This window comes from Paraburkholderia sp. J76, from assembly GCF_905220295.1.
Lineage (GTDB): Bacteria > Pseudomonadota > Gammaproteobacteria > Burkholderiales > Burkholderiaceae > Paraburkholderia.
Genome location: NZ_CAJMZJ010000008.1, coordinates 154653 through 167179, shown reverse-complemented (window position 1 = coordinate 167179; position 12527 = coordinate 154653). Strand labels below are relative to the sequence as shown.

10 protein-coding genes are annotated in these 12527 nt (G+C 64.1%); all 10 read right to left on the bottom strand.

Annotated features, from left to right (window positions below):
* Positions 1 to 210: 210 nt before the first annotated feature.
* The 10 genes from U5768_RS17325 to U5768_RS17280 all read right to left on the bottom strand — a co-directional run bounded on the left by U5768_RS17325 (position 211) and on the right by U5768_RS17280 (position 12459).
* Positions 211 to 1359, bottom strand: a complete 1149-nt coding sequence (locus U5768_RS17325) for an SLC13 family permease (RefSeq protein ID WP_322031621.1) — start codon at positions 1357 to 1359, stop codon at positions 211 to 213.
* A 70-nt stretch (positions 1360 to 1429) separates the two neighbouring features.
* Positions 1430 to 2317 (bottom strand): ParB/RepB/Spo0J family partition protein, encoded by an 888-nt coding sequence (locus tag U5768_RS17320; protein WP_322031620.1) that lies wholly within the window; start codon positions 2315 to 2317, stop codon positions 1430 to 1432.
* A gap of 20 nt (positions 2318 to 2337) precedes the next feature.
* Positions 2338 to 3108 (bottom strand): ParA family protein, encoded by a 771-nt coding sequence (locus U5768_RS17315; protein WP_254355731.1) that lies wholly within the window; start codon positions 3106 to 3108, stop codon positions 2338 to 2340.
* Between the two features lie 96 nt (positions 3109 to 3204).
* Positions 3205 to 3903, bottom strand: coding sequence for a 16S rRNA (guanine(527)-N(7))-methyltransferase RsmG (gene rsmG / locus U5768_RS17310; protein ID WP_322031619.1), 699 nt, complete (start codon positions 3901 to 3903; stop codon positions 3205 to 3207).
* The gene (gene mnmG, locus U5768_RS17305; RefSeq protein WP_322031618.1) at positions 3900 to 5867 is read right to left on the bottom strand and encodes a tRNA uridine-5-carboxymethylaminomethyl(34) synthesis enzyme MnmG; all 1968 of its coding nucleotides are present in this window, start codon (positions 5865 to 5867) and stop codon (positions 3900 to 3902) included. Before mnmG ends, rsmG begins: the two co-directional genes overlap by 4 nt.
* Before the next feature lie 197 nt (positions 5868 to 6064).
* Complete coding sequence (locus tag U5768_RS17300) at positions 6065 to 6814, bottom strand: ABC transporter ATP-binding protein (protein ID WP_322031617.1); 750 nt, start codon at positions 6812 to 6814, stop codon at positions 6065 to 6067.
* Positions 6811 to 8598 (bottom strand): branched-chain amino acid ABC transporter ATP-binding protein/permease, encoded by a 1788-nt coding sequence (locus U5768_RS17295; protein WP_322031616.1) that lies wholly within the window; start codon positions 8596 to 8598, stop codon positions 6811 to 6813. The genes U5768_RS17300 and U5768_RS17295 overlap by 4 nt, the downstream gene beginning before the upstream one ends.
* Positions 8599 to 8602: 4 nt before the next feature.
* Positions 8603 to 9658, bottom strand: a complete 1056-nt coding sequence (locus U5768_RS17290) for a branched-chain amino acid ABC transporter permease (RefSeq protein WP_322031615.1) — start codon at positions 9656 to 9658, stop codon at positions 8603 to 8605.
* Between the two features lie 169 nt (positions 9659 to 9827).
* On the bottom strand, positions 9828 to 10997 hold the full coding sequence (locus U5768_RS17285; RefSeq protein ID WP_322031614.1) for an ABC transporter substrate-binding protein: 1170 nt from the start codon (positions 10995 to 10997) through the stop codon (positions 9828 to 9830).
* Between the two features lie 295 nt (positions 10998 to 11292).
* On the bottom strand, positions 11293 to 12459 hold the full coding sequence (locus U5768_RS17280) for an ABC transporter substrate-binding protein (protein ID WP_322031613.1): 1167 nt from the start codon (positions 12457 to 12459) through the stop codon (positions 11293 to 11295).
* Positions 12460 to 12527 lie beyond the last annotated feature (68 nt).

Genomic DNA, 12527 nt, shown 5'->3' with positions numbered 1-12527 from the left:
GCATCGCCAACCAAATAAATCCGGGCGATTGTAAGCGATAGTTGCAGGCAATTCAAGACTTTAGGCCCTTCAATAACACCTGTGAAATGCGACTTCATGATGCGGAAAACCCGGCGCTGCCGGGTTGTGACCGATAACTGTAAGGGACGAAGCAGGCAACACGCAATGGTCAGGATGACCAGGTAATTCCGGATATCGGAACAGGTGGCGTCAGAACAGACGCAGCAGCAACGCGCCGCCCAGAAACGCCGTGATCCAGAACGGCACGGCAATGAGATGAAACTGCAGCCACACGCCCCGCTCGCCCGACAGACGCACGGCGATGAGATTGGCGAGCGAGCCGATGGCGACTCCGAAGCCCCCGACGCTCACGCCGAACGCCAGCGCACGCCAGTCGTGCGTGAAGCCCGCAAGCACGATGGCGGCCGGAACGTTGCTGATCACCTGTGACAGCACCGCGCCGGCGGCAAAAGCGCGCATCGGCGTTTGCAGCGACAGCGACGTCAGGGCGTGATGTACGCCGGGCAGCGCGGCCACGCTGCGCAGGACGATGAACATCAGCACGAAGATCAGCAGCAGCAGCCAGTCGATCTTGAGCACGATGCGTATGCGCCAGATCACGAAGCCCGCGGCCACGGCGGCGAGCGCGACGCCTGCATGGTGCGCATCGGCGAGCAGCACGAACGCGACGAAGAGCGCGGCCGCGACGCTCGCCAGCGCGCGATCGACGCGCTGCGGCGCGGCGTCTTTCGATAGGTCGAGCGATGCGCCCTTGAAGAGGAACGTGGCGAGCGCGAAGAGCATCGCCATCAGCAGCGCGCAAAGCGGAGCGAGCGCAACGACGAAGCGACCGAACGACGCTCCGCTCACCTGCCAGAGAAACAGGTTCTGCGGGTTGCCGAGCGGCGTGAGCACCGAGCCCGCGTTCACGGCAAGCGCGATGACGATCACGAGGCGCTTGAGCGGCAGCGGCGTGAGCTTATGGAGTGAAAGCACGAGCGGCACGACGACGAAAAGCGCCACGTCGTTGGTCACGATCGTCGATAGCGCGGCGGCCAGCGCGATGAGCAGCAGCGCGAGCCCGCGTTCCGAGTGGATGTAATGGACGAGCTTGTGGGCGAGCCAGGTCAGTAGTCCTGAATATTCGATGCCCTTCGTCAGAATGAGCAGCCCCGCGAGCGTCATCACCGTTTGCCAGTCGACGAGTGCGGGCAGCGAGGCAATGGGACGCGGCGCGTAGATCTGCAACACCACGAACGCCACGACGAGGATCGCGAGCACGGGCTCCGATGCGGCGAACGCGCCGATACGGCGCAACAGGTTCAAGGGCGCGCGCGCGCCCTGCTGAGTTTCGCGCACCGGCGTTATGTCCCGGCGCACGCGTTTGCGGCGGCGACGCCCATCATGTCCGTCACACTCATCGCACTCATCACGCCGCCGTTTCGCCGCGCAGACGCAGCAAAATGCCGTCGAGCGCGTCGAGGTCGCCGAAGTCGACGGTCAGTTGCCCGCGCCCGCGCCGGCCAAGCTTGATCCGCACGGAGGCGGCGAGCAGGTCCGACAGTTCCTCCTCGAGGCGGCGCGTGTCGCGGCCGCCGTCGTGCGCGGCCTTCGCCTTCACGGCCGGTGCGGCCTTCGTCGTGGCCGAAACGAGCTTCTCCGTTTCGCGCACCGACATGCGCCGGTTGACCACCTGATTCGCCAGCGTGATTTGCGTGGCGGCGTCCACGGCGAGCAGCGCACGCGCGTGGCCCATGTCGAGATCGCCGGCCAGCAGCATGGTCTGCACGGGCGCCGCGAGGTTCAGCAGACGCAGCAGGTTCGACACCGCGCTGCGCGAGCGGCCCACCGACTCGGCCGCCTGTTCGTGCGTGAAGCTGAACTCGTCAAGCAGGCGCTGGATGCCCTGCGCCTCTTCCAGCGGATTGAGGTCCTCGCGCTGGATGTTTTCGATCAGCGCCATCGCGGCGGCGGCCTGATCGGGCACGTCCTTCACGAGCACGGGTACTTCGGTCAGGCCGGCGATGTGCGCCGCACGGAAGCGTCGCTCGCCCGCGATGATTTCGTAGCGCCCCGTCGCGATCGGACGCACGAGAATCGGCTGCATCAAACCCTGCGCGCGGATGCTCGCGGCCAGTTCCTGGAGCGCGCCTTCGTCCATGCGCGTGCGCGGCTGATACTTGCCGGCTTGCATCTGCGTGAGCGGCAGCGTGTTAGGCGCGCCTTCGATCTTCACCGCTTCGGTGATGTCCGCGCTGCCGCCGAGCAATGCTTCCAGCCCTCGGCCCAGCCCCTTCTTCCGTGCTACTGCATTCATCGTGCTTCCCCAGTCTCTCGTCAGAGTGCGCGCACGCGCTCGATCATTTCCGCGCCAAACTGCACGTAGGCCTGTGCGCCGCGCGAGGCGCGATCGAACACCACACCCGGCAAGCCGTAACTAGGCGCTTCGGCAAGGCGGACGTTGCGCGGGATCACGGCGTCGAACACCTTGTCGCCGAAGTGCTCCTTCAATTGCTCGGAAACCTGCTGCTGAAGCGTGATGCGCGGGTCGAACATCACGCGCAAAAGACCGATCACCTTCAGGTCGCGATTCATGTTTGCGTGGACCTGCTTGATCGTATTGATGAGATCCGAGAGCCCTTCGAGCGCGAAATATTCGCACTGCATGGGGATCACCACGCCGTGCGCGGCACACAGCCCGTTGAGCGTGAGCAGCGAAAGCGCCGGCGGGCAGTCGATCAGGACGAAGTCGTACTCGGCGTCGACTTCGGCGAGCGCGGCCTTCAGGCGCCGCTCGCGCTGCTCGACCGTCACCAGTTCGACTTCGGCGCCAGCCAGTTCGCGATTGGCCGGCAGGACGTCGTAGCCCACCTGTTCCGGCCGCGTGCGCGCGGCGTTCACCGTGACGCCGTCGACCAGCACTTCGTACACCGTGTTCTCGCAAGCGGCCTTGTCGATGCCGCTGCCCATCGTGGCGTTGCCCTGCGGGTCGAGGTCGATGAGAAGGACACGCTGTCCCTGCGATGCGAGGCTCGCGGCGAGATTGACCGTTGTCGTCGTCTTGCCGACGCCGCCCTTCTGGTTCGCAACGCAGAAGATTTTTGCCATCTTTTGTGTGTCCCTTTTACTGCCTTAAGTAGTTTGCTAACGATATGACGCAACGGACTCGCCCACCATTCGGCCGATTGGCCAGTGCCGCGCCGCTCAGGCCGCCGCGACCGGCTCGACCGACACTTCGATCAGGTGCCGCTCCGCATCGAGCATCGGCACGCTCAAGCGGATCGTATTGAGCGCCCGGGTGCCGGATGGCAGGCGTTCGATCTCGCCTTCGGGGTGCACGCCCTTCATCGCCCAGATCGCGCCGCCATCGGCCACGAGATGACGGGCCAGTGTAACGAAATCGGCGAGATCCGCGAATGCCCGCGACACGATCAGATCGAATTTTTTTGGCACTTCCACGCCGGGACGCAGCGATTCGACCCGGCCGGTCACCACCGAAAGGTTAGCGAGTCCAAGTTCGGCCTTCGCCTGCGACTGGAACGCCGACTTCTTCTGCACGATATCGTTGAGCGTAACCTGCCAGTCCGGGCGCACGATCGCGAGGACGATGCCTGGCAGGCCGCCGCCGGAACCAACGTCGAGCACCGTTGCGTCGGCGCGCTTCGGCAGATGCGGCACGATCGAAAGCGAATCGAGAATGTGCTGGATCAGCATCTGACGCGGGTCGCGGATTGCCGTAAGGTTGTACACGGCGTTCCACTTCGCGAGCAGCGCGACGTAATCGAGCAACTGCTCGTGCTGACGCTCGGCGAGTTCGACGCCGAGCGCCGCTGTGCCCTCTTTCAGCAGACGAGCCAGCGCGTCACGGTCCGCGATGCCGGGTTGCCTCGAGCGGCCCGTCATTGCGCCACCGGCGTCGAGTCGGCGCCGTTCTCGTCCGCCGCACCCGGATTCTGGCGACGACGGCCCAAGCCACGCTTGAGATGAACCATCAGCAACGAGATCGCGGCGGGCGTAATGCCCGAGATACGCGACGCCTGGCCGATGGTCTCGGGGCGGAACTGGTTCAGCTTCTGACGCGCCTCAAACGAAAGGCCTCGCACTTCCGCGTAATCGATGCCTTCCGGCAAGCGCGTATTCTCCTGCGCGCCGTTGCGCTCGATCTCGTCGGCTTGGCGATCGATATAACCCTGATATTTGATGCCGATCTCGATCTGCTCCTTGATCTGCGCGAGCAGCACTTCGTCGTCGGCCAACGGGGCTTCCGGCGCGCAAGCGCCCTCACGCAGGCCGCAAACGCCGTCATAGCTCACGCCCGGGCGGCGCAACAGATCCGCGAGGTTGTATTCGCGATCGATCGACTTGCCGAGGAGTGCCGTCGCTTCTTCAACCGAAAGCGTCTTGGGATTCACCCATGTCGATTTCAGGCGCTCTGTTTCACGTGAAACAGCATCGCGCTTGCGGCTAAACGCGTCCCAGCGGACATCATCGATCACGCCCAATTCGCGGCCGATCTCCGTCAGGCGCATATCGGCGTTGTCTTCACGCAGGCTCAAGCGGTATTCAGCGCGGCTCGTGAACATGCGATACGGCTCCGAGACACCACGCGTGACCAGATCGTCAACCAGCACGCCAAGGTACGCCTGATCACGGCGGGGACACCATGCCTCCTTGCCCTGCACTTGCAAGCCAGCGTTTATGCCAGCAAGCAATCCTTGCGCGGCCGCTTCCTCATAGCCGGTCGTGCCATTGATCTGGCCCGCAAAAAACAATCCACTGATCACCTTGGTTTCCAGCGACGCCTTCAGCCCGCGCGGGTCGAAGTAATCGTATTCGATCGCATAGCCGGGACGAAGGATGTGCGCGTGCTCAAGGCCGCGCATCGAGTGCACGAGATCGAGCTGCACGTCGAATGGCAGGCTCGTGGAGATGCCGTTCGGGTAAAACTCGTTCGTCGTCAGGCCTTCCGGCTCCAGAAAGATCTGATGCGATTCCTTCGAGGCAAAGCGATGGATCTTGTCCTCGATGGATGGGCAATAGCGCGGCCCTACCCCTTCAATCACGCCCGTGTACATCGGCGAGCGGTCGAGACCGCCGCGAATGATGTCATGCGTGCGCTCGTTCGTGTGCGTTACCCAGCACGGAATCTGCCGCGGATGCTGCTCCGCGCGGCCAAGGAACGAGAACACCGGCACCGGATCGAGGTCGCCAGGCTGTTCTTCGAGTACCGAGAAGTCGATCGTGCGGCCGTCGATACGCGGCGGCGTGCCCGTCTTGAGACGCCCCTGCGGCAGCTTCAGCTCTTTCAGGCGCGACGAGAGCGTGACAGCAGCGGGATCGCCAGCGCGGCCGCCCGTGTAGTTGTTCAGCCCCACGTGAATCTTGCCATCGAGGAACGTCCCCGCCGTCAGCACGACTGCGCGGCTGCGGAAGCGAATTCCCACCTGCGTGACGGCGCCGACTACGCGGTCGCCTTCGACCATCAGGTCTTCCACGGCCTGCTGAAACAGCCACAGATTCGGCTGATTCTCGAGACGTCGACGGATCGCCGCCTTGTAAAGAATACGGTCCGCCTGCGCGCGGGTCGCCCGAACCGCCGGGCCCTTGGACGAATTGAGAATGCGGAACTGAATGCCGCCCTCGTCCGTCGCCGCGGCCATGGCGCCGCCTAGTGCGTCGACTTCCTTAACCAGGTGGCCTTTGCCGATGCCGCCAATCGACGGGTTGCAGCTCATCTGGCCGAGCGTTTCAATGTTGTGCGTGAGCAGGAGCGTCTTGACGCCCATGCGGGCGGCGGCAAGCGCAGCCTCGGTTCCGGCGTGACCGCCGCCGACGACGATTACGTCAAACTCTGTGGGATAAAGCATGGCGGGGACCTCACGCATGGACGAAAACGACCGCGTGAGCCTTCTCAGAAAAAGTGGATGCGCGAATTATAACGGTTTCAGGTTTTGGGCCGTTCGCACCCGAATTCCGTTCCGGTCGATATCGAAAAAAAGCGGCGTGTTTCACGTGAAACACGCCGCTCATTTCTACAGCGACAGATGAAATCGAACCCGCAAGATCAAACCGGCTTCTTCGCCAGCCCCAAGTACGTTTCGATAACGCGCGGATTCTGCGCCAATTGCGCCGCCGGACCTTCGAGCGCCAGATCCCCCGTTTCCAGCACGTAGCCGTAATCGGAAATTTGCAGCGCAGCGCGCGCGTTCTGCTCGATGAGCAGCGTCGCGACGCCGGTTTGCCGGAGCGCACTAATGATGTGGAAGATTTCCTTCACGATCAGCGGCGCGAGCCCAAGGCTGGGTTCGTCGAGCATCAATAGATCAGGCTTGCCCATCAAGGCACGTCCCACCGCGAGCATCTGGCGCTCGCCGCCCGAGAGCGTGCCGGCCGCCTGCGCCCGGCGTTCCTTGAGGCGCGGAAACAGCGTGAAAACCGGCTCCAGTTGATCGAGAAAATTTCGCGCGCCGGCGCGCTTACGGCGATACGCGCCGAGCACGAGATTGTCCTCCACAGTCATCGATGCAAATAGCTCGCGCTTTTCCGGCACGAGACACATGCCGCGCGCCACGCGCCGCTCGATTGGCAACGAGCCGATCTCCTCGCCCATATACGCGATGCGGCCGCTCGCGTTCCCCGTCACGGGCAGCGCGCCCATGATGGCGTTGAGCAACGTGGACTTGCCTGCGCCGTTCGGCCCGATCACGGAGACGATTTGCCCTGCGCCAACCTTGATCGCCGCTTTGTGCAGCGCCTCGATCTTGCCGTAGCGAACCGCGAGTCCGGAGACTTCCAGTACGGGTGTCGTCATCATTCCACCCCGCCCAAGTACGCTTCCAGCACAGCCGGATCCTTCTGCACGTCTTCGGGCAGACCTTCCGCGATGCGCGTGCCGAACTCCATCACGACGAGGCGGTCGGTGAGATTCATAACGAAATCCATGTCGTGTTCGACCAGCAGCACACTCATCCCCTCTTCCCGCAGCTTTCGCAGCAATGCCGCCAACTGTTGCTTTTCCTGGTAACGCAGGCCCGCCGCCGGTTCGTCGAGCAGCAGCAAAGTCGGATCGCAGCAAAGCGCGCGCGCAATTTCGAGGATGCGCTGCTGGCCCAGAGCCAGGCTACCCGCTTCGTCATACATATGCTGCTCGAGCCCGACGCGGCGGATCTGCTGCGCTGCCTCCTTCATGAGCCGCCCTTCCTCCGCCGCGTTGAGCTTCGCGACGCTGCGCAGCACGCCCGCGTGACCGCGCAGATGCGCGCCGATGGCGACGTTCTCGAGCACCGTCATGGTCGGCAGCAGTTTGACGTGCTGGAATGTCCGGCCGATGCCCCGCGCGACAATTTCACGTGAAGTCAGCCGGTCGATGCGCTCGCCGCGGAACGTGATCTCGCCGCTGGTAGGCTGGAGCACACCGGTCACGAGATTGAAGGTCGTCGACTTGCCTGCTCCGTTGGGACCGATCAGGCCGATAATCTGCCCCGCCTTCACCTCGAAGCTCACATCGTTCACGGCCACGAGGCCGCCGAACTGCTTGCGCGCCTTGTTCACCGTGAGCAGCATCTCGCCGCTGGCCGGCTTGCTGCGCTGCGGCAACGCTTCGGCGTGCTCGGGCACGTGCGCCTGGGGGCCGCTCGGGAAAAAGCGCGCCACGAACGGCCAGACGCCGCGCCGCGCATATTGCAGCAACAGCACCATCAGAATGCCGAAGACGATGATCTCGAAGTTGCCGTTCTCGCCCAGCAATTTCGGCAGCAGCGTTTGCAGCCAGTCCTGCAGTACGGTGAGAATCGCCGCGCCGAGTACGGCGCCCCAGACGTGCGCCACGCCGCCCACCACAGCCATGAAGAGATACTCGATGCCGTGATTCAGACCGAACGGCGTCGGGTTCACCGCACGCTGCAAATGCGCGTACAGGAAGCCGGAAACGGCCGCGAGCACGGCCGCGTAGACGAAGATCACCACGCGCATCCAGCCGGTGTTCACGCCCATGGCCTCGGCCATCAGCCCGCCGCCGCGCAGCGCGCGAATCGCGCGGCCCATGCGGCTATTAAGCAGATTCTGAACAGACACCACGGACAGGAGCACCACGACCCAGATCAGGTAGTAGATATGGCGACCCGATTCGAGGTTGACGCCCAGCACGTTCAGCACGGGAATGCCGTTGATGCCGTCGTACTTGCCGAGCATGTCGAGATTGCCGAACAGGAAGAACAGCGCGAGGCCCCAGGCAATCGTGCCGAGCGGCAGGAAGTGGCCCGACAGACGCATCGTGACAAGCCCCAGAACGAGCGCCACGAGCCCCGTAATGACCACGCCGACGATGAGCGCCAGCCACGGCGAAACGCCGTACTGCGTCGTCAGATACGCGGTCGCATACGCGCCGAGCCCGACGAACGCGGCCTGCCCGAAGCTCGTCATCCCGCCGATGCCCGTGAGCAGCACGAGCCCGATCGCGACGATCGAATACAGGCCGATGTAGTTGAGCAGCGTGATCCAGTACTCGGGCACGTGCACCGGATGCGGCAGCACCGGCAGCGCGAACATCACCACGAGGAACAGCCAGAAGAAGCGGTTGTGCATGACGAATCGTTTCATCGCATCACTCCTCTTCCTCTTCGGCGTGCGGCGTCGAGAGCGAGCGCCACAGCAGCACGGGGATGATCAGCGTGAACACGATCACTTCCTTGTAAGAACTCGCCCAGAACGACGAGTACGACTCCAGCAGGCCCACGAGCACCGAACCCGCCGCGGCCAGCGGATAGCTCACCAGGCCGCCGATAATGGCGCCCACGAAGCCCTTGAGGCCGATCAGGAAGCCCGAGTCGTAATAGATGGTGGTAAGCGGCGAGACGAGAATGCCGCACAGCGCGCCGAGGCCCGCCGCGAGCGTGAACGCGAGCCGGCCGGCCTGCGTGGTGCCGATGCCGACAAGCCGCGCGCCCAGGCGATTCACCGACGTCGCGCGCAACGCCTTGCCTGAAATCGTGCGGTCGAAATATAGATACAGCGCGACGATCAGCACCGCCGCCGTGCCGATCACCCAAAGGCTTTGCCCCGAGATGGACAGGCTGCCGATGTTGAACGTGGCGTCGGAGAACGCGTTCGTGCGCGAGCCTTCCGCGCCGAACATCACGAGCCCGAGGCCCACCATCGCGAAGTGCACGGCCACCGCGACGATCAGCAGCAGCAGCGTGGTCGCCTCGGCAATGGGCTCATACGCGAGGCGATAGATGAACGATCCCATCGGCACCACGATCGCGAGCGTGAGCGCAATCTGCACGAGCATGGGCAGTGGCTGGCTGGCGACGCCGCGCGTCACCGCGTAGAGCGCGATGGGAAAGAGCAGATACTTGCCCGCGAGCGTGACGAGCGTGCGCGCCGCGTGGCGGCGCCGTTCGGCGTGACGCACGAGAGCGGCTGTCTCGACGACGAAGCACGCCGCCCCGAGCGCGACGAGCAGCCAGCAGGTGGCCGGAAACTTCTGCGATTGCAGCGCGGCGAGCGTGAGCGCGCCATACGAAACGAATTCGCCCTGCGGAATGAAGATCACCCGCGTGACGGAGAACACCAGCACCAGCGCGAGCGCGAGCAGCGCGTAGATCGCTCCGGTGGTGATGCCGTCCTGCGCGAGGATCGCGGCGATCGATAAATCCATACTCCCCTCTTCCTGAAACCTTCACGTGCGAAAGCCGGTGTGCAGCACGAAGCCGCACACCGGTCACACTTGTTCGTGCTTGCGCATGATTGTCAGCGGCCAGAATGACGCCGTGACGCGCGCGCGTGTTTCACGGGAAAACGCGCCGCGCTTTCCCGCGCGCCACACGTTATTCGCTCTGCAGCTTCCACTTGTTGTTGACGATCTCGACGATCACGCGCGCGCGCTGGTCGAGGCCCGCATGATCGGTCGCGCTCATGTTGAAGATGCCGTGCGCGCCCGCCACGTCCTGCGAGTTTTCGAGCGCGGCGCGCAGCGCCACACGGAACGCCTCGGTGCCCGGCTGGCCAGCCTTGAGCGCAACAGGAATCGCGCGCTGGAGCAACTGGCCTGCGTCCCACGCATGGCCTCCGAAGGTCGCCACCGTGCCAACGCCGTACGCCTTCTCGTAGGCCGCCTTGTAGGCCAGCGCCGACTTCTTCACGGGGTTCGAATCGGGCAGTTGGTCGGCCACGAGGATCGGGCCTGCGGGCAGCAGTTCGCCGTCGCAATCCTTGCCGCAGACGCGCAGGAAGTCGTTATTCGCCACGCCGTGCGTCTGATAGATCTTGCCCTTGTAGCCGCGATCCTTCAGCGTCGTCGCAGGCAGCGCCGCGGGCGTGCCGGAGCCCGCGATCAGGATGGCATCGGGGTTCGCAGACATCAGCTTGAGCGCCTGGCCCGTCACCGACGAATCGGTGCGGTTATAGCGCTCGCTCGCCACGATCTTCAGGTTGTGCTTCGCGGCCGCGGCGTTGAATTCCTTGAGCCAGCTATCGCCGTAGGCGTCGGTGAAGCCGATGAAGCCCACCGTCTTCACACCCTGCTTCTCCATGTAGCTCGCGAGCGCGTCGGCCATCAGGCTGTCGTTCTGCGGCGTCTTGAAGGCCCACTGACGCTTCGCGTCGATCGGCTCGACAATCGCGGCCGACGCGGCGAGCGAGATCATCGGCGTTTTGCCCTGCGCGACGACGTCGAGCATCGCGAGCGAGTTCGGTGTGACCGACGAGCCGATGATGGCATCCACGTGGTCTTCGTCGATCAGCTTGTGCGTGTTCTGCACGGCCTTGCTCGTGTCCGAGGCATCGTCGAGTACGATGTACTGCACGCTTTTGCCCGCGATTTCCTTGGGCAGCAGCGCGATGGTGTTCTTCTCGGGAATGCCGAGCGACGCGGCCGGCCCCGTTGCCGAGAGCGTCACGCCAATCTTCACCTGCGCGGTGGCCATGCCTGCCGTGCCCATCAGCGCCGCTGCGAGTGCGGCACTAATCGAGCTTGAAACCCACTTCTTCGTTTTCATTGCGCGTCTCCAAACGCCTGGTCTGCGTGTTGTCGATTGATCCTGCGCCGATTACTAGGATATTCGTAAATCGGCGCTGGCCTTTGAGTGTAGTAATCGGGATCGCGCGTGTAATGCATGGTTTTCCCTGCCTGCGGCACCGCACAAGCCGCCGCACGCGTGGGTGCGCTCTCCCTTTTTATCGACTGCCTGCTGCCCTGCCTTCCCTGCTGCTGCGAATCTGTTGCGACGACAACAAAAAAGGCACCTCAAACGAGCGTGCCTTTTCGTGTTTCGCGTGTCATTCACCCGGCGCTCAATCGCCGGCGAGCTTCCACTTGCCGCCGACGATCTCCACCATCACGCGGGCCCGCTGGTCGAGGCCCGCATGGTCTGTCGCGCTCATGTTGAAGATGCCGTGCGCGCCCGCCACGTCGCGCGAGTTTTCGAGCGCGGCGCGCAGCGCTTCGCGGAACGCCTTCGTGCCTGGCTGCCCGGCCTTGAGCGCGACCGGAATCGCGTGCTGGAGCAGGAGGCCCGCGTCCCACGCGTGACCGCCGAAGGTCGAAATGGAGCCCACGCCATAGGCCTTTTCATAAGCGGCCTTGTACGCGAGCGCCGATTGCTTCACGGGATTCGAATCAGGCAATTGATCGGCGACGAGCAGCGGCCCGGCCGGCAGATAGGTGCCATCACAATCCTTGCCGCACACGCGCAGGAAGTCGTTGTTGGCCACGCCGTGCGTTTGGTAGTACTTGCCCGCGTAGCCGCGCTCCTTGAGCGTTTTCTGCGGCAGCGCGGCCGGCGTGCCAGCGCCGGCGACAAGCACCGCGTCGGGGTGCTGCGAAATCATCTTGAGCACCTGGCCCGTGACCGAGGCGTCGTTACGCGCGAAGCGTTCGTTGGCGACGACCTTGATGCCCTGCTTCGCGGCGGCAGCGCCGAATTCCTTGTACCAGCTCTCGCCATAGGCGTCGGCAAAGCCGATGAAGGCCACCGTCTTCACGCCGTGCGCGGCCATGTGCTGCGCGATCGCGCCGGCCATCAGCGCGTCGTTTTGCGGCGTCTTGAAGACCCACGAGCGCCTCGCGTCCATCGGTTCGACGATGGTGGCCGCGGCGGCCATGGAGATCATCGGCGTGGACGTTTCCGCGGCCACGTCGATCATGGCGAGCGAGTTGGGCACGACGGTCGAGCCGATCAGTGCGTCGACGTGATCTTCGCTCGTGAGCTTGCGCGCGTTCTTCACCGCCTGGGTGGAATCCGTGGCGTCGTCGAGCACGATGTAATCGACTTTCTGGCCCGCGATTTCCTTGGGCAGCAGCGCAACCGTGTTCTTTTCCGGAATGCCGAGCGAGGCCGCCGGGCCCGTAGCCGACAGCGTCACGCCGATCTTCACGTCTGCATACGCTCCGCCGGCTGTGGCCGCGAGCACCCCGGTCGCGACGCAAGCCGCCCCTACCCAACGCAAAACCAACTGCATCTCCACTCCTTCGATATTCGTTTTCTTTATTGCTACGGATTTTGTGGCGCACCGCAGCCGATTCCTTC

Excerpts from the sequence above, each read along its gene's own strand:
- U5768_RS17320 (WP_322031620.1), bottom strand. The coding sequence starts at position 2,317 with ATGAATGCAGTAGCACGGAAGAAGGGGCTGGGCCGAGGGCTGGAAGCA.
- U5768_RS17315 (WP_254355731.1), bottom strand. The coding sequence starts at position 3,108 with ATGGCAAAAATCTTCTGCGTTGCGAACCAGAAGGGCGGCGTCGGCAAG.
- rsmG (WP_322031619.1), bottom strand. The coding sequence starts at position 3,903 with ATGACGGGCCGCTCGAGGCAACCCGGCATCGCGGACCGTGACGCGCTG.
- mnmG (WP_322031618.1), bottom strand. The coding sequence starts at position 5,867 with ATGCTTTATCCCACAGAGTTTGACGTAATCGTCGTCGGCGGCGGTCAC.
- U5768_RS17300 (WP_322031617.1), bottom strand. The coding sequence starts at position 6,814 with ATGATGACGACACCCGTACTGGAAGTCTCCGGACTCGCGGTTCGCTAC.
- U5768_RS17295 (WP_322031616.1), bottom strand. The coding sequence starts at position 8,598 with ATGAAACGATTCGTCATGCACAACCGCTTCTTCTGGCTGTTCCTCGTG.
- U5768_RS17290 (WP_322031615.1), bottom strand. The coding sequence starts at position 9,658 with ATGGATTTATCGATCGCCGCGATCCTCGCGCAGGACGGCATCACCACC.
- U5768_RS17285 (WP_322031614.1), bottom strand. The coding sequence starts at position 10,997 with ATGAAAACGAAGAAGTGGGTTTCAAGCTCGATTAGTGCCGCACTCGCA.
- U5768_RS17280 (WP_322031613.1), bottom strand. The coding sequence starts at position 12,459 with ATGCAGTTGGTTTTGCGTTGGGTAGGGGCGGCTTGCGTCGCGACCGGG.